16 protein-coding genes and 1 pseudogene are annotated in these 16427 nt (G+C 62.1%); 12 read left to right on the plus strand and 5 right to left on the minus strand.

Going from position 1 to position 16427, the window contains the following annotated elements:
• Window positions 1–273 (plus strand): annotated as a pseudogene (locus AC1ECN_RS19720) (arylsulfatase); the annotation flags it as partial.
• Between the two features lie 162 nt (window positions 274–435).
• Here AC1ECN_RS19720 and AC1ECN_RS19725 read toward each other — a convergent pair.
• On the minus strand, window positions 436–696 hold the full coding sequence (locus tag AC1ECN_RS19725) for a TraR/DksA family transcriptional regulator (RefSeq protein ID WP_245484743.1): 261 nt from the start codon (window positions 694–696) through the stop codon (window positions 436–438).
• Between AC1ECN_RS19725 and AC1ECN_RS19730 the strand changes: the two genes are divergently transcribed.
• Window positions 586–948, plus strand: coding sequence for a hypothetical protein (locus tag AC1ECN_RS19730; protein WP_245484751.1), 363 nt, complete (start codon window positions 586–588; stop codon window positions 946–948). The two genes, AC1ECN_RS19725 and AC1ECN_RS19730, sit on opposite strands and share 111 nt — an antisense overlap.
• Window positions 949–976: 28 nt before the next feature.
• Here the strand turns inward: AC1ECN_RS19730 and AC1ECN_RS19735 are convergent, their stop codons facing one another.
• Window positions 977–1351 (minus strand): EF-hand domain-containing protein, encoded by a 375-nt coding sequence (locus AC1ECN_RS19735; protein ID WP_245483780.1) that lies wholly within the window; start codon window positions 1349–1351, stop codon window positions 977–979.
• A 631-nt stretch (window positions 1352–1982) separates the two neighbouring features.
• On the opposite strand from AC1ECN_RS19735, the gene AC1ECN_RS19740 reads away from it, so the two are divergent.
• The 5 genes from AC1ECN_RS19740 to hflX all read left to right on the plus strand — a co-directional run bounded on the left by AC1ECN_RS19740 (window position 1983) and on the right by hflX (window position 8290).
• On the plus strand, window positions 1983–4250 hold the full coding sequence (locus tag AC1ECN_RS19740) for a sensor histidine kinase NtrY-like (RefSeq protein ID WP_130655326.1): 2268 nt from the start codon (window positions 1983–1985) through the stop codon (window positions 4248–4250).
• Window positions 4240–5604, plus strand: a complete 1365-nt coding sequence (ntrX, locus tag AC1ECN_RS19745; RefSeq protein ID WP_130661532.1) for a nitrogen assimilation response regulator NtrX — start codon at window positions 4240–4242, stop codon at window positions 5602–5604. The genes AC1ECN_RS19740 and ntrX overlap by 11 nt, the downstream gene beginning before the upstream one ends.
• A gap of 63 nt (window positions 5605–5667) precedes the next feature.
• Entirely contained in the window at window positions 5668–6531 is an 864-nt protein-coding gene (locus tag AC1ECN_RS19750) for a D-amino-acid transaminase (protein WP_018073499.1), read from the plus strand.
• A 113-nt stretch (window positions 6532–6644) separates the two neighbouring features.
• Window positions 6645–6887: an RNA chaperone Hfq gene (gene hfq / locus AC1ECN_RS19755; RefSeq protein WP_003539403.1), complete on the plus strand. Its 243-nt coding sequence runs from the start codon at window positions 6645–6647 to the stop codon at window positions 6885–6887.
• Window positions 6888–6964: 77 nt separating this feature from the next.
• Entirely contained in the window at window positions 6965–8290 is a 1326-nt protein-coding gene (gene hflX, locus AC1ECN_RS19760; RefSeq protein WP_130661533.1) for a GTPase HflX, read from the plus strand.
• 181 nt (window positions 8291–8471) lie between these two features.
• On the opposite strand, the gene mazG is transcribed toward hflX, so the two are convergent.
• On the minus strand, window positions 8472–9317 hold the full coding sequence (gene mazG, locus AC1ECN_RS19765) for a nucleoside triphosphate pyrophosphohydrolase (RefSeq protein ID WP_130661534.1): 846 nt from the start codon (window positions 9315–9317) through the stop codon (window positions 8472–8474).
• Between the two features lie 51 nt (window positions 9318–9368).
• Window positions 9369–9956 (minus strand): deaminase, encoded by a 588-nt coding sequence (locus AC1ECN_RS19770; protein WP_130661535.1) that lies wholly within the window; start codon window positions 9954–9956, stop codon window positions 9369–9371.
• 268 nt (window positions 9957–10224) lie between these two features.
• Here AC1ECN_RS19770 and cysG point away from each other — a divergent pair, with 268 nt between their 5' ends.
• The 5 genes from cysG (at window position 10225) to AC1ECN_RS19795 (ending at window position 15481) form a co-directional block, all read left to right on the plus strand.
• Window positions 10225–11661, plus strand: coding sequence for a siroheme synthase CysG (cysG, locus tag AC1ECN_RS19775; protein ID WP_477953890.1), 1437 nt, complete (start codon window positions 10225–10227; stop codon window positions 11659–11661).
• A 2-nt stretch (window positions 11662–11663) separates the two neighbouring features.
• The gene (locus AC1ECN_RS19780) at window positions 11664–11978 is read left to right on the plus strand and encodes a DUF2849 domain-containing protein (protein WP_130661536.1); all 315 of its coding nucleotides are present in this window, start codon (window positions 11664–11666) and stop codon (window positions 11976–11978) included.
• An 8-nt stretch (window positions 11979–11986) separates the two neighbouring features.
• On the plus strand, window positions 11987–13657 hold the full coding sequence (locus tag AC1ECN_RS19785; protein ID WP_130661537.1) for a nitrite/sulfite reductase: 1671 nt from the start codon (window positions 11987–11989) through the stop codon (window positions 13655–13657).
• A 10-nt stretch (window positions 13658–13667) separates the two neighbouring features.
• The gene (locus AC1ECN_RS19790) at window positions 13668–14180 is read left to right on the plus strand and encodes a DUF934 domain-containing protein (protein ID WP_130662793.1); all 513 of its coding nucleotides are present in this window, start codon (window positions 13668–13670) and stop codon (window positions 14178–14180) included.
• Window positions 14181–14269: 89 nt separating this feature from the next.
• Window positions 14270–15481, plus strand: coding sequence for a UbiH/UbiF family hydroxylase (locus tag AC1ECN_RS19795; RefSeq protein ID WP_130672558.1), 1212 nt, complete (start codon window positions 14270–14272; stop codon window positions 15479–15481).
• Here the strand turns inward: AC1ECN_RS19795 and AC1ECN_RS19800 are convergent.
• On the minus strand, window positions 15449–16411 hold the full coding sequence (locus tag AC1ECN_RS19800; RefSeq protein ID WP_130661539.1) for an AEC family transporter: 963 nt from the start codon (window positions 16409–16411) through the stop codon (window positions 15449–15451). The two genes, AC1ECN_RS19795 and AC1ECN_RS19800, sit on opposite strands and share 33 nt — an antisense overlap.
• Between the last annotated feature and the right edge of the window lie 16 nt (window positions 16412–16427).

A 16427-nucleotide genomic window follows, 5' to 3' on the forward strand; every position in this document is an offset into this window, starting at 1 on the left:
GGCAATACGGTGAAATTGGACGTGCCGACCGTGATAAACCTGCGCCTTGATCCATTCGAGCGTACGGCCTTTTTCAAGGGTAACGTTGGTTCACAAGAATACTTTGAATGGTACAAGTTCGAGTTCTGGCGTTTCGTCCTGGTTCAGCAAAAAGTCGAAGAACTGGCGAAGACCGCCATTGAATTTCCGCCGATGCAGAAAGGCGGAAGCTTCGGAATAGACGCAGTCAAGGCACAAATCGCCGAGGCCATGCGCAAGCAACACGCACAGTAAGCCAAGTTGCACGTCGCATGGACGGCACATCAATGCGGGTGGAGAGCTTTTGTGCCTCCAGCCGCATTGAACCAGCTTCTGTCGAGGCGCGAGCGGTTGACGTACGGCCGTTAAGTTAAGCCATTTGGAAGGGTTCAGATCGCAGAGCGCGGTGGCCTTGCTTTAAATCGACTGAGCGCAAGACTGGCAGAAAGGTGTGTGGGGGACGGCGTCAAGCCTCCTCTCGGCGATCGGCTTGCCACATTTTACACAGATGCCAAAAGTTCCAGCCTGAATCCGGTCCAACGCCGCCTCGACGGCGAGGAGCTCCTTTTGTCCAGTCTCGCCGAGTACTTCCAGGACTTCATCGTTATTTCGCTCGGTGGCACGATCGTCATCATCAGGATTACGAGGCTGCTCGAAATCATGCTCGATCGCTCGCAGGCGGGTTTCCAGCTCATGCCGGCGTTCGTCAAGGATCGCCTTGTGCTTTTCGATATGCTGCCTCGGTTGCGAGGAGGACTGCTTCTGCATGGTCGTTCTCCAGTCGGCTTCATGTTCGTGACCGACACTTTGTTCTGCTGCCAATCTCGCCCCCTGATCGAAGAAAACGAGCGATTCCCTCCGCCGCAAGCAAACCTAGGCGTGTCGTGGGTCCGTTGCATTGATCCGGATCAAGATCAGCTCTCGGTCTGACGCGGGGTGACAAATGCCGAGCCTCCGGTCACATGTCCTGCATAAACGACTGCATTTCTTCAGGTGTGACTTTGCCGTCATTGTTTGCATCGACCGCGTCGAAGACGCGTTTGTGGATTGCGGTCAACTCTTCGAAAGAAATTGCGCCGTCCCCATCACTATCGGCGATGACGAACATGATCTTCATCATATGACCGTGCATTGGCCCCATCATGCGCATTCCTTCACTCATGCCCGATGACATCATGTTGCGGCCCATCATGCCGGGCATCATTTCCGATCCTTCGGCCTCGGGCTTAGCCTCCGACTGGGCCAAGTCTGGACTTTTCGTCTGGGCGGACGCGATGCCCATGGCACCGAGCAAGGCCAGCAGAGTGATAGTTGGCAGTCTGAACATGGACATTCTGCATCTCCTCTTTGAGGCATTATCCTCCATGGTTATGGAGTTGCCTGGAGGGATACGATGAATGCCGGGTTCAAGCGTTGCGCTGGATCAAATTGCCTGTCGCGGTAATCCGCGCCTGGCGGCAGTCCGAACCTTGGAGGACGGCTTTACCAACCCGAGAGGGCTGCCGATCCTAACCCGATCTGCAATAGGTCCTAGGCTATCGTCGGTGCGATCGGTAAGCGGATCGGACTTTCCAAGAACCGTGCATTTCAAGGCGTATGGCATGCCGGTCGGCGAGATGACGGCGCATCGTCATTGTCCGTCCGCCGAGATTAAACCTGGGAAATCACTCCGCTTTCTTTTTCGACCGCCCGCCGTGCCCTGATCGCCGTTGCGAAATGGAGCGAGGGCTTGCCGAACCGGGCCTTCGAACTGAAGGCGCTCATTGTGATGGACAAGGTCAGCGCGGCTTGACAATGTGACGAGATGCGTTGCATTTTCGCCACAATGCGTTGCTTAAAGGTCACGCAAGGGTTTAGACATTCGCTCCCGATCGAGTCGTTGCAACGCTGGCTTTTTTAAGCCGGCGTTTCCTTGGTTTCGATCGGATGGCGAGGGCGGCAGGTGCCGTCTGAAGAGAGGCCGAATGACGCAGGATGGGGTATCGCCGGCGGCGGCGGGCGAGACGGTGACGACGGTGACCGATCGCCGCGCCCTTTTTGCCGTGCCCGGCCTCGTGCTCGCCGGCGGCGCGCTTCTCTGCGCCACGGCGACGCTGTTCGTGCTGCTCGGTCTGACGCCGATCGCGCCGACGTCGCATGTCGTCATCACCTCGGTGATCGTCAATTCCTTCTTTGTCCTGACGCTGCTGGCCTTGATCGCTCGCGAGGTGGCAAGGCTGCTCAAGGCGCGCACCCGCGGCCGTGCGGCAGCCCGTCTGCATATCCGCATCGTCGTGCTCTTCTCGATCGTGGCGATCACGCCGGCGATCCTCGTCGCCATCTTCGCCAGCATCACGCTGAATGCCGGCCTTGACCGCTGGTTTGCCCTGCGCACCCAGTCGATCGTCAGCTCGTCGCGCAATATCGGCCAGGCCTACATGATGGAGAATGCCAGCTATCTGCAGGGGCAGACGGTCTCCATGGCCAACGACCTGGAGCGCAACCGTGCGCTCTACAGCCTCGACAGGACGGGTTTTGCCGACTTGATGACCCGCCAGGCGAGGGGCCGCGGCTTGCTCGGCGCCTTTCTCGTCGAGCGCGACGGCTCGGTGATCGTGCAGGCCGATATCGCCACCGAAAAGCCGCTGCCGGCCATTCCACAGGACGCGCTGGAAAAGGCGGCTGCCGGCCAGCCGACGCTGATCCCGCCCGGCGTCACCAATCTCGTCGGCGCCATCATCAAGCTCGATGCCATCCAGGGCACTTTTCTCTATACGGTGCGCGCCGTCGATCCCAAGGTCATGGGTGCCATGCGCATGATGGAGGAGAACGCCACCGAATACAGCTCGATGGAGGCGAACCGCTTCTCGCTGCAGGTCGCCTTCGCCGTGCTCTACATCGGCTTCGCGCTGATCGTGCTGTTGGCGGCGATCTGGACGGCGATCGCCGTCGCCGACCGCATCGTCCGGCCGATCCGCCTGCTGATCACCGCGGCCGACAGCGTTGCATCGGGCAATATGGACATCGTCGTGCCGGTGCATGCCGTCGACGGCGATGTCGCCAATCTCTCACGCACCTTCAACAAGATGATCTCGGAAATCCGCACCCAGCGCGACGAGATCCTGGAGGCCAAGGACGAGGTCGACGACCGCCGCCGCTTCATCGAGGCGGTGCTTTCGGGCGTCACCGCCGCTGTCATCGGCGTCGAGCAGGACCGCCGCATCGCCATCGTCAACAGTTCGGCCGAGACGCTGATGTCGCTATCGGCCGACGAGATGCTCGGAAAGCAGCTGGTCGATATCGCCCCTGAGGTCGATCACGTGCTGACCGAGGCAGCGGTGCGTTATCGCGGCGATTTCCGCAAGCAGATCGCGCTGGTGCGCGGCGGCACTGTGAGGACGCTGAGTGTGCAGGTTACCCGCGAGGAGGTGCGCGACATGAGCGAATCCTACGTGATCACGCTCGACGACATCACCGATCTCGTCATCGCCCAGCGCTCGACCGCCTGGGGCGACGTGGCAAGGCGCATCGCCCATGAGATCAAGAACCCGCTGACGCCGATCCAGCTGTCCGCCGAGCGCATCCAGCGCCGCTACGGCAAGCAGATCGACCCGGGTGACCGGACCGTCTTCGACCAGTGCACCGATACGATCATCCGCCAGGTCGGCGACATCGGCCGCATGGTCGACGAATTCTCCGCCTTTGCCCGCATGCCGAAGCCGACCAAGGAGCCGAGCGACCTGCGCAATATCCTGCGCGACGCGATCTTCCTGCGCGAGATGGGCAACCATCACGTCACCTTCGAGCAGGATTTCGGCGACCAGCCGCTGGAGGGCCTGTTCGACAGCCGCATGCTCGGCCAGGCTTTTGGAAATCTCATCAAGAACGCCGTCGAATCGATCGAGGCCGTTCCGAGCGACGAACGGGACGAACGCAAGATTCTCGTCCGCGCCGCCCTCGATACCGGCCGCGACCGTTTCACCGTCGACGTGATCGACAATGGCCGCGGCCTGCCGGTGGAGAACCGCCACAGCATTCTGGAACCCTATATGACGATGCGTGAGAAGGGCACCGGCCTCGGCCTCGCCATCGTCAAGAAGATCATCGAGGAACATGGCGGGCAGCTGGAGCTGCACGATGCGCCCGCCGATTTTGACCGGGGAAGAGGGGCCATGATCCGCGTGCATCTGCCACGCCTGGATCCGACGCCCGCTCCCGCAGCCAATGACAAGGAAAGCGTTTATGGCCTCTGATATTCTCGTCGTCGACGATGAGCACGATATTCGCGAGATCGTTTCCGGGATTCTCTCCGACGAGGGGCACGAGACGCGCACGGCCCATGACAGCGACAGCGCGCTGGCGGCGATTTCCGATCGGGTGCCGCGGCTGATCTTCCTCGATATCTGGATGCAGGGCAGCAAGCTCGATGGCCTGTCGCTGCTCGACGAGATCAAGACCCGCCATCCGGAACTGCCCGTCGTGATGATATCAGGCCATGGCAACATCGAGACCGCTGTCTCGGCGATCAAGCGCGGCGCCTTCGATTTCATCGAGAAACCCTTCAAGGCCGACCGGCTGATCCTGATCGCCGAACGGGCGCTGGAGAATTCCAAGCTGAAGCGCGAGGTTTCCGACCTGAAGCGCCGCACCGGTGACGCGCTGGAGCTGATCGGTACCTCGGTCGCCGTTTCGCAACTGCGCCAGACGATCGAGAAGGTTTCGCCGACCAACAGCCGCATCATGATCCTCGGCGCCTCGGGCTCCGGCAAGGAGCTGGTGGCACGGATGATCCACAAGAAGTCGACCCGCGCCAACGGCCCCTTTGTTGCGATCAACGCCGCCAACATCACGCCCGACCGCATGGAGGTGGCGCTGTTCGGCACCGAGGGCACGCCCGGCCAGGCGCGCAAGATCGGCGCGCTCGAAGAAGCCCATCGCGGCATCCTCTATCTCGACGAAGTCGGCGAAATGCCGCGCGAGACGCAGAACAAGATCCTGCGCGTGCTGGTCGACCAGCAGTTCGAGCGCGTTGGTGGTTCCAAGCGCGTCAAGGTCGATGTCCGCATCATCTCCTCGACCGCCTATAATCTCGAGAGCCGCATCGCCGAGGGCTGGTTCCGCGAGGATCTCTATCATCGCCTCGCCGTCGTGCCGGTGCGTGTGCCGGCCCTTGCCGAACGGCGCGAGGACATTCCCTTCCTCGTCGATCAACTGATGCGCCAGATATCGGAGCAGGCCGGCATCCGTCCGCGCCGTATCGGCGACGACGCCATGGCGGTGCTGCAGGCGCATGACTGGCCCGGCAACATCCGCCAGCTGCGCAACAACATCGAGCGGCTGATGATCCTTGCCCGCACCGACGGCCCGGATGCGCCGATCACCGCCGACATGCTGCCGACCGATCTCGGCGACATGCTGCCGAAGGTGTCCGCCAAGAACGACTATCACATCATGACACTGCCGCTGCGCGAAGCCCGCGAGATGTTCGAGAAGGACTATCTGATCGCCCAGATCAACCGCTTCGGCGGCAATATCTCGCGCACCGCGGAATTCGTCGGCATGGAGCGTTCGGCGCTGCACCGCAAGCTGAAGTCGCTCGGCGTCTGATCCTTTCCGGCGCGGCCGACGCTGCGCCGCGCCCATATTGCTTTCCGGAAGACCAGGTTTCCCATGCCGAGAATTGCCTATGTGAATGGCCGCTACGTCAAGCATTCCGATGCCAGCGTGCATATCGAGGATCGCGGCTACCAGTTTGCCGACGGCGTCTACGAGGTCTGCGAGGTGCGCCACGGCTATATCGTCGATCTCACACGCCATCTGAACCGTCTCGACCGATCGCTTGGTGAGTTGCGCATCGCCTGGCCGATGGGCCGGGCGGCGCTGACGCAGGTCATTCGCGAGACGCTGCGCCGCAACCATGTCCGCAACGGGCTTTTCTACATGCAGGTGACGCGCGGCGTCGCCCGCCGCGATCATGTCTTCCCGGCTGAGGGGACGCCGCCCTCACTCGTGATCACCGCCAAGAGCACCGATGCCAAGATCATCGCCGCCAAGAACGCCAACGGCATCAAGGCGATCACCCTTGTCGACAACCGCTGGGACCGCGTCGACATCAAGTCCGTCGGCCTGCTGCCGAATGCCATGGCCCGCCAGCAGGCCAAGGAGGCCGGCGCCCAGGAAGCGATCTATACCGACGGCAACGGCATGGTGAAGGAAGGGGCGGCGACCAATGTCTGGATCGTCGATCCGGACGGAACGCTGGTGACGCGCCCGGCCGAACACGGCATTCTGCGCGGCATTACCCGCACCACTCTGATGGATGTCGCAGCCAAGCTGGGGCTGACGATCGCCGAGCGGAACTTCTCCGTTTCGGAGATGCTCGCAGCCCGCGAGGTCTTCCTCACTGCAGCCACAAGCATTTGTTTTCCGGTCGTTTCCGTCGATGGCCAGGCCATTGCCAACGGGCATCCGGGCAGCGTTTCGCAGAAAGTCCGCGAAGCTTTTTTCGACGTTGCGGAAAAGATTGCGATTTGATACCAAGATTTGCTGGACAGGTGGAACGAGGATGCCACCCGGTCTTCGCATGGTGAGGTTGATTGATATTCTACCGGCCAGATCAGGTCGGCAATAAAGAAAGAAGCGGCGCGATGGCGGAACGTTCTCAGAATCTTCAGGACTTATTTCTCAATACTGTTCGCAAGCAAAAGATTTCCCTGACAATCTTTCTGATCAACGGCGTGAAACTCACGGGCGTTGTTACGTCTTTTGACAATTTCTGTGTTCTTCTTCGCCGTGACGGCCATTCGCAGCTCGTGTATAAGCATGCGATCTCGACGATCATGCCGGGCCAGCCCATGCAGATGTTCGAGAGTGAAGAAGCAGCGTCCTAACAGGATCAGCCGTCATTTCGACACGCGATACCAAGAACGATTCGATCATCCCTGAGGCCGCCAAGCACAGGGACGATATGCGCGCGACTGTGGTCGTGCCGGTGCTGAAATCGCGCAGTCGCGGCGGCCAGAGTGAATCGGCCTCGACCCGCACGCCGGAAAGCCGTCTCGAAGAGGCGACGGGCCTTGCCCAGGCGATCGACCTCGATGTCGTCAATGGCTCGATCGTCCCGGTCAACGATCCGAGACCAGCCACGCTGCTCGGCACCGGCAAGATCGAGGAGATCAAGGCGCTGCTCGATGAGCGCGATTCCGGTCTCGTCATCGTCGATCATCCGTTGACGCCGGTGCAGCAGCGCAATCTCGAAAAGGAATGGAACGCCAAGGTCATCGACCGGACGGGCCTCATCCTCGAAATCTTCGGCCGCCGCGCCTCCACCAAGGAAGGCACGCTGCAGGTCGATCTCGCCCATCTGAATTATCAGAAGGGCCGCCTGGTCCGAAGCTGGACCCACCTTGAACGCCAGCGCGGCGGCGGCGGCTTCATGGGCGGCCCCGGCGAAACCCAGATCGAAGCCGACCGGCGGATGCTGCAGGACCGCATCATCAAGCTCGAACGCGAGCTGGAGCAGGTCGTGCGCACCCGCCAGCTCCACCGCGCCAAGCGCCGCAAGGTGCCGCACCCGATCGTGGCGCTGGTCGGCTATACCAATGCCGGCAAATCGACGCTGTTCAACCGTATCACCGGCGCCGGCGTGCTGGCCGAAGACATGCTCTTTGCCACGCTCGACCCGACGCTTCGGCGTATGAAGCTGCCGCACGGCCGCACCGTCATCCTGTCCGACACCGTCGGCTTCATCTCCGACCTGCCGACCCATCTGGTCGCCGCCTTCCGGGCGACGCTGGAAGAGGTGCTGGAAGCCGATCTCATCCTGCATGTCCGCGACATGTCCGATGCCGACAACCAGGCGCAGAGCTCCGACGTGATGCGCATCCTGAACGACCTCGGCATCGACGAAGCCGAAGCCGAAAAGCGTCTGATCGAAGTTTGGAACAAGATCGACCGGCTGGAGCCCGAGGTGCATGATGCCATGATGCAGAAATCGGCCGGCGCCAGCAACGTGGTGGCGGTTTCGGCCGTCAGCGGCGAGGGCGTCGACACGCTGATGGAAGAGATCAGCCGCAGACTGTCAGGCGTGATGACCGTGGCGACGATCCGCCTTCCGGTCGACAAGCTGGCGCTGCTGCCCTGGCTTTACGACCACGCGATCGTCGACGGCCGCGAGGATAATGAGGACGGCACGATCACCCTCGATCTGCGCCTCTCGGAAACCGAGGCGACCGAACTCGAACGCCGCATCGGCAACGGACCGAAGTCTTCAAAGGAAGATTGGGAGCGGTAAGGTCGACGAGACCAGCCCCTCATCCGGCTGCCGCCACCTTCTCCCCGTAAACGGGGCGAAGGGACAAGCCGCAATGTCTCGGCTCCCGCGCACCTCTGGTATGGCACGTCCCCTCTACCCGTTTACGGGGAGAGGGTTAGGGTGAGGGGCAGCCATCTGCACGAACCGGACAGGCGATAACTCACTCCGCCCCAACCACGATCGCTCTTTCAATCGCCTTCGCCGCCTGCCAGATTTCCTCCATGCGTTCGAGACTGGCTGCCTCCAGCGTCTCGCCTTCTGCTTCAAGAACCTGTTCTATATGGCTGAACCGCCTGCGGAATTTTGTATTTGTTCCGCGCACTGCCTGTTCCGGATCCGCCTTCACATGCCGGCCGATATTGACGACCGCGAAGATCAGGTCGCCGAGCTCGTCGCTGACCTTTGCCTGATCGCCTTCGCGAAGGGCCACCCGCAATTCGCCGATCTCCTCCTCGATCTTGTCGAGGATCGGCTCGGGTGCCGACCAGTCGAAGCCGACTTTGGCGGCGCGTTCCTGCAGCTTCAGTGCCTCCGTCAAGGCCGGGAAGCTACGCTGCACGGAGCCGAGGAAACCGCCGTTGAAGTCCTCGGTGATGCCGCGCCGTGACCGCCGTTCAGTGCGCTCGCGTTTCTCCGCCTGCTTGATCTCGTCCCATTGTCTCTTCACCGCGTCCGGCGTATCCGCCGCCGAGCGGGCAAAGACGTGCGGATGGCGGCGGATCATCTTGGCGGTGATGGCGTTGACCACGTCGCCGAAGGAAAATTCGCCCGCCTCCTCGGCCATGCGGGCATGAAAGACCACCTGCAGCAGCAGGTCGCCCAGTTCGTCGCAGAGATCGTCCATATCGCTACGCTCGATCGCATCGGAGACCTCATAGGCCTCTTCGATCGTATAGGGCTTGATCGTCTCGAAACTCTGCACGATGTCCCAGGGGCAGCCGGTTTCGGGATGGCGTAGCGCCGCCATGATCTCGATCAGCCGCGAAATGTCTTTGGAAGGTTCCATGTTGCCTCGGTTCAGCAGGCTTCAGTTCAGAGGCCCTCAGTTCAATGGCCCTCAGTTCAGTGGAATGTCGTTGGCGCTCTTCGACGACTGGTAGCTGGTCGACAGCACGTCGTAGCGCGCCTTGATGCGGGCGGTCTGTGTCTGCAGCGCGGTCTTCAGCGGAGCCTCCTCGGTCTCGACGAGATCGGCGATGGCAAAGCTGTTCCAGAAGGCGTTTTGCCTGCGGTAGCCGCCGGGTTCAAGCCCGAAGACTTCCTTCAGGATCTTCAGGTCGTGCGGAATGGCGAAGGCGTCGCGCGAATCCTCGTGGCTGAAGAAATAGTAGAAATTGTCTAAGCCCGCCCAGGTGATCGCCGACATGCACATGGTGCAGGGTTCGTGCGTCGACAGGAAGATCAGATCCTTGGTCGGCGGCTTGTCACCAAGCTCGTAGAAACGCTTCAGCGTATGCACCTCGCCGTGCCAGAGCGGGTTCTCCAGCTCGTTATTGGTCTCGGCGACGACAAGCGAAAGATCGGATTTCCGCAGGATCGCCGCACCGAACACCTTGTTGCCAAGCGAAACGCCACGCTCCGTCAGCGGCAGGATATCGTCTTCCATGACCTGAAGCAGGCGGGAGGCAATGGTCTTATCAGGCATGGGGGCTCTCCAGTTTTCCTCAGTCTATCGTCTTGGCGGCGCGAGTGAAATGCGCGAAGCACCGGTGGACGTCTTTTGTCACAGGCTTTATACTGCGCTGCAGCAAGCGGGCTGGGAATATGCGGCTTTTTGGCAGCACGGGTGACTTTTCTCAAATCATTGACGGCACGAGCAAAAGAATACCTGCTTGCTTGGGCTTTCGAATTTCTGTTCCTTCAATCCCTTGTCGATCAAGGGCATATTCCGGCAACTTCGAAGTGGATTGATGATGCCTCCCAAGACTGAACAGCTTTCGGTATTTCCCGCCTTCTTTCGCGTGGAAGGCCAGAAGACGGCTGTCTTCGGCAATGGCGACGAAGCTTTCGCCAAGGTGCGGCTGCTGCTGAACACAAAGGCGCGGATCATTGCCTATGCCGACCGGCCGGAAGCCGATTACCACGCCTTCGTGATTGCCAACCGCATCGAGACCGTGCGCGCTGCCTTCTCCGCCGAACAGGTCGAGGGTTCAGCACTCGTCTTCGCCGCAACCGGCAATGAAGCCGACGACCGCAGCATCGTCGATGCCGCCCGCGCTGCCAGAATTCCGGCCAATGCCGTCGATCAGCCCGATTACTGCGATTTCTTCACGCCGGCGCTGGTCAACCGCGCGCCCGTCGCCGTTGCGATCGGTACCGAAGGGGCAGGGCCGGTTCTGGCGCAGATGATCCGCGCGCAGATCGACCAGCTTCTTTCGCCCTCGCTCGGCCGTCTTGCCGGGCTGGCAACGAGCTATCGCAAGGCCGTCGAACAACTGATTCCCAGAGGCGTCTCCCGCCGGGTCTTCTGGCGCCGCTTCTTTTCCGGTGCCGTTGCCGATGCGATCGCCAACGGCAACCTGCCGCAGGCCCGCCATGCCGCCGATCGGCTGCTGCAGGCGATGGACAAGGTCGCCGGCCACGTCTGGCTGGTCGGCGCCGGTCCGGGTGCCGAGGATCTGCTGACGCTGCGCGCCCAGCGCGTGATGATGGAAGCCGATGTCATCGTCTATGACGCGCTGGTGCCGCAGGCGATCGTCGATATGGGTCGCCGGGATGCCGAGCGGCTTTCCGTCGGCAAGCGCAAGGGCTGCCACTCGAAGTCCCAGGAAGAAATCAACGACCTGCTGGTCGATCTCGGCCGCCAGGGCAAACGCGTCGTCCGTCTGAAATCCGGCGATCCCTTGGTCTATGGCCGGGCAGGGGAAGAAATGGCGGCCCTGCGCGCTGCCGGCATCACCTATGAGGTCGTGCCTGGCATCACCTCGGCTTTCGCAGCCGCTGCCGATTTCGAGCTGCCGCTGACGCTGCGCGGCGTCGCCTCCTCGCTGGTCTTTACCACCGGCCATGATCTTACCGGCGACGTGCTGCCCGATTGGGCAAGCCTTGCCGTTTCCGGCGCGACAATTGCCGTCTATATGGGCCGCACGGTTGCCGCCTCCGTCGCCGAGCGGCTGATGCAGGCGGGCATTCCCGCCGAAACCACTGTCGCCGTCATCGAAAATGCCAGCCGCGCCGATCGCCGCCTGCTGCATGGCACGCTCGCCGATCTGCCCGATCTGCAGCACCGCGACGAATTGACCGGGCCTGTCATGGTCATCATCGGCGATGCGGTCGCCGGCGCCAATTTCGAACTGTCCGAGCCCCTGGTGCGCGCAAACGCCCGGCTCGAGGAACTTGCAAGGAGCTGAATATGGGTGACAAGGTTCTGACCGCCAACCGGCTGACGGACGGCATTGCCGTCTGGCTGGATGCGAATGGGAAGTGGTCCACCTCGCTGCAGGAGGCGCTCGTTGCCCGTCATGCCGAGGCCGTTGCGGCGCTGGAGGCGATCGGCAAAATATCCTATGCCGACAACGAGGTCGTTGACGTCGCCGTCGTCGACGTTCAGGAAACCAACGGCATTCTCTGGCCGCTTCGCCTTCGCGAGCGCATCCGCGCACAAGGCCCGACCATAGAATATGCCCCGGGCTACGCTCCTGCCGATCCCGAATTCATTGCAGTCTGAGGAAGACGATGTACCGTTACGACGAATTTGACCATGCCTTTGTTACCGAGCGCGTCGAGCAGTTTCGCGATCAGGTCCAGCGCCGCCTTTCCGGCGAGCTCGCCGAGGACGCGTTCAAGCCGCTGCGCCTGATGAACGGCGTCTACCTGCAGCTCCACGCCTACATGCTACGCATCGCCATTCCCTATGGGACGCTGAGCGCGCGCCAGCTGCGCATGCTCGCCCATATCGCCCGCACCTATGACCGCGGCTATGGCCACTTCACCACGCGCCAGAACCTGCAGTTCAACTGGCCGAAACTGTCCGACATTCCAGATGCGCTCGCTGATCTTGCCAGCGTCGAGATGCATGCCCTGCAGACCTCGGGCAACTGCATCAGAAACGTCACCGCCGATCACTTCGCCGGTGCCGCCGCCGATGAGATCGCCGATCCGCGTCCTTACGCCGAAATCCTGCGCCAGTGGTCGTCGGTCCACCCGGAATTTTCCTTCTTGCCGCGCAAGTTCAAGATCGCCGTCACCGGCGCCGAGCGCGACCGCGCCGCAATCCAGGTCCATGATATCGGCCTGCACGTGAAGAAGAACGACAAGGGCGAGATCGGCTTTGCCGTCTATGTCGGCGGCGGCCAGGGTCGTACGCCGATGATCGCCAAGCTGATCCGCGACTTCCTGCCCGAGGAAGACCTGCTCTCCTACACCACGGCCATCGTGCGCGTGTACAATCTGCACGGCCGCCGCGACAACAAATACAAGGCCCGCATCAAGATCCTCGTGCACGAAACCGGCACCGAGGAACTGACGCGCCAGGTGGAGGCTGAATTCGCCGCGCTGAAGGATACCGAGCTCAAGCTGCCGGAAAAGGACGTCCAGTCGATCGCTGCTTATTTCGCGCCGCCTGAGCTGCCCGAGCGCGCCGAAGGCTGGGAAAACCTTGCCCGCTGGAAGAAGGCCGATTCCGGTTTCGCCCGCTGGGTGCAGCAGAACGTGCAGCCGCACAAGAACCCCGATTACGGCATGGTGACGATCTCGCTGAAGCCGATCGGCGGCATTCCGGGCGATGCCTCGGATGCGCAGATGGATGCGATCGCCGATCTTGCCGAGGAATATGCCTTCGACGAAATCCGCGTCAGCCATGAGCAGAACCTGATCCTGCCGCATGTGGCGCTCGCCGATCTGGAAGCCGTCTATCGCGGCCTCGTCGCCATCAATCTGGCCGAAGCCAATGCCGGCCTGATCACCGATATCATTGCCTGTCCCGGGCTGGACTACTGCGCGCTCGCCAATGCGCGCTCCATTCCGCTGGCGCAGGAAATCTCCCGCCGCTTCGGCAATGCCGAGCGCCAGGCAGAGATCGGTGAGCTGAAGATCAAGATCTCCGGCTGCATCAATGCCTGCGGCCATCACCATGTCGGCCATATCGGCCTGCTCGGTGTCGAGAAGAAGGGCGCCGAACTCTACCAGATCACGCTCGGCGGCTCCGGCGACGAACATACCTCGATCGGCGAAATCATCGGCCGCGGCTTCGAGCCGGACCGGGTGACGGACGCGATCGAAACGATCGTCGACACCTATCTCGGCCTGCGCCTCGATCATTCCGAGAACTTCCTCGCCGCCTATCGCCGTGTCGGACCGCAGCCTTTCAAGACTGCGCTCTACGGCTCGGCCGCCGAAGCGGCATAAGGAGGGGATGATGACGAAGATCTGGAGAGAAACCGGTTTTGTCGAAAACGATCCCTGGGTGATCGAAACCGACGAGGTGAAGGCGACCGAGGAGCAGAAGCCGCTGCTCGGTCTCGACGAACTGATCGCCAAGGCCGATGAAAGCAACGATGTCGGCCTCGGCGTGCTGATCAAGCCGGCCGACGATGTGCGCAGGCTGGAGCCCTATCTCGATCGCCTCGAAATCGTCGCTGTCGCCTTTCCGGCTTTCAACGACGGCCGCGCCTTCAGCCATGCCTCGCTGCTGCGCCAGCGCCTCGGCTACACCAATGAGCTGCGCGCCGTCGGCGACGTGCTGATCGACCAAGTGCCGCTGATGCTGCGCGTCGGCATCGACAGCTTTTCCGTCACCAACGCCACGGCGCTGAAGCGGCTGGCCGAAAACCGTCTTCCCGCCATTCCCCATCATTATCAGCCGGCGGTGCGTGACGCCGAAGCCGGTAAGGGCTATAGTTGGCGCCGACAGGCGAAGCCGGCCGCATAAGCGACCGGTCCGCCGTTGCAGAGCATGTCGCGCAAAAGTGTGCAGCGGTTTTGCGATAACGACATGCTTTAGAATGGCGGAACGATAGCATGAAGACATTCGAAGTGGCGGTGATCGGTGGCGGTCTCGCTGGCATGATCGCCGCAATCGCCCTTGCGCGCGGCGGTCGCAGCGTGGCGCTGGTGGCACCCATCGCTCCGAAAGAGGATCGACGCACCACCGCGCTGATGGATCAGTCGATCCGCTTCCTCGACCGCCTGGCGCTCTGGGAAAAGCTCCGCCCCGCAGCCGCTCCTCTGACCAGCATGCGCATCGTCGACGGCACCGACAGGCTGCTGCGCGCGCCGACGACCACCTTCCGCGCGGCCGAGGTCGGCCTTGATGCCTTCGGCTACAATTTCCCCAACAAGGCGCTGACCGGCATTCTCGAGGAGGCTGCCGCCGGCGAGGGCAATATCACCCGTTTCACCGATATGGCCGAATCGATCGACATATCAGCCGAGGCTGTCTCGATCACGCTGGCCGGCGGCGAGACGCTCTCGGCCGATTTTGCCGTCGGCGCCGATGGCCGCGGCTCGAAGCTGCGCGAGACCTCAGGCATTACCGTGCGCAACTGGTCCTATCCGCAATCGGCCATGGTGCTGAATTTCGCCCATTCGCTGCCGCACCAGAATATCTCGACCGAATTCCACACCAAACACGGCCCCTTCACCCAGGTGCCGCTGCCGGGAAGCCGCTCCAGCCTCGTCTGGGTGCAGGATCCCGCTGAGGCAACGAGCCGTATAGAATTGCCGCTTGCCGATCTCGGCGCTCTCGTCGAGGCGCGCATGCAGTCCATGCTCGGCAAGGTGAGCGTCGAAGACGGTGTCCAGGTCTGGCCGCTCTCCGGCATGATGGCGCATCGTTTCGGCAAGGGACGCATCGCGCTGATCGGCGAGGCCGCCCATGTCTTCCCGCCGATCGGGGCTCAGGGGCTGAACCTCAGCCTGCGCGATATCATGGCGCTTGCCGATATCCTCTGCGACAGGGCGGAATTGCCGGTGCCGGCCGACGCCGGCGAAAGCTTCGACCGCAGGCGCCGCGCCGATATCATGACGCGCACGGCAAGCGTGGATATTCTCAATCGGTCGCTGCTCTCGGATTTCCTGCCGGTTCAAATGCTGCGGGCTGCCGGCCTGCATATCCTCTCGGCCATACCGCCGCTGCGCAACATCGTCATGCGCGAGGGCATCGAGCCCGGCCGCGGCTTCCGCGATATTCCGGATGCGCTACGGGAAAAGCTGAAGCGGAAGAAGGCCTGAACGGATCACGATTAGCCAGAGCGAAACAGTCACCACCGAAAACACCGTGGTGATCAGGATCGTCGCCGAGGCGCGCTCCTGCCAGACGCCGTATTGCTGGCCGATGACGAAGACGTTGGTGGCCGTCGGCAGTGAGGCGAGCAGCACGGCGGCCTGGATCCAGACCGGCTCGAAACCACCAATCGCCGTCAGCGCAACGAAAACCGCGATCGGATGCAGGATCAGCTTCGCCGGCACGATATAGGAGATCTCCGCCGGGATCCGCTTCAGCGGCCGCAGCGCCAGCGTCACGCCCATGGCAAAGAGCGCGCAGGGCGCCGCCGCCTGGGCGAGATAATCGACGAGGCGCTGAAACGCCAGCGGCGGGTCGATGTGCAAGGCAGCCACCGCAAAGCCAAGCGCCATCGACAGGATGAAGGGATGCAGCCCAACTTTCCGCACGATATCGGCGACAAGCCGACTGAGCGAACGTTTGTCGTCGCCGGCCGCCGCCATCAGCGCCGGTGCCACGATGAAATGCAGCGCGTTTTCGAAGCAGATGATCAGCGCTACCGGCACGGCTGCGCCTTCGCCGAGCGCCAAGAGCGCCAGGCCCGGTCCCATGTAGCCGATATTGCCATAGGCGCCGGCAAAGGACTGGATGGTGCAATCGGCGAGCGAATTGCCGCGCAAGAGACGGCCGATGACGAAAAGCAGGATGAACACCGCATAGGTTGCCGCGATATCGGTGGCGATGAAATCGACCCGCGTCAGCTCCTCGATCGGCGTGCGCGAGACGAGCTTGAAGAACAGGGCGGGCAGGGCGGCATAGATGATGAAGGTGTTCAGCCAGCCGAGCGCTTCGGCCGGCTGCTTGGTCGCCTTGGCGGCGATGTAGCCGATCAGGATCAGGCCGAAGAACGGCAATAGCAGGCTGACGATATCGGCCAAGAGGTCTTCCAGAGCA

It is taken from the genome of Rhizobium sp. 01N447_2 (assembly GCF_056399245.1).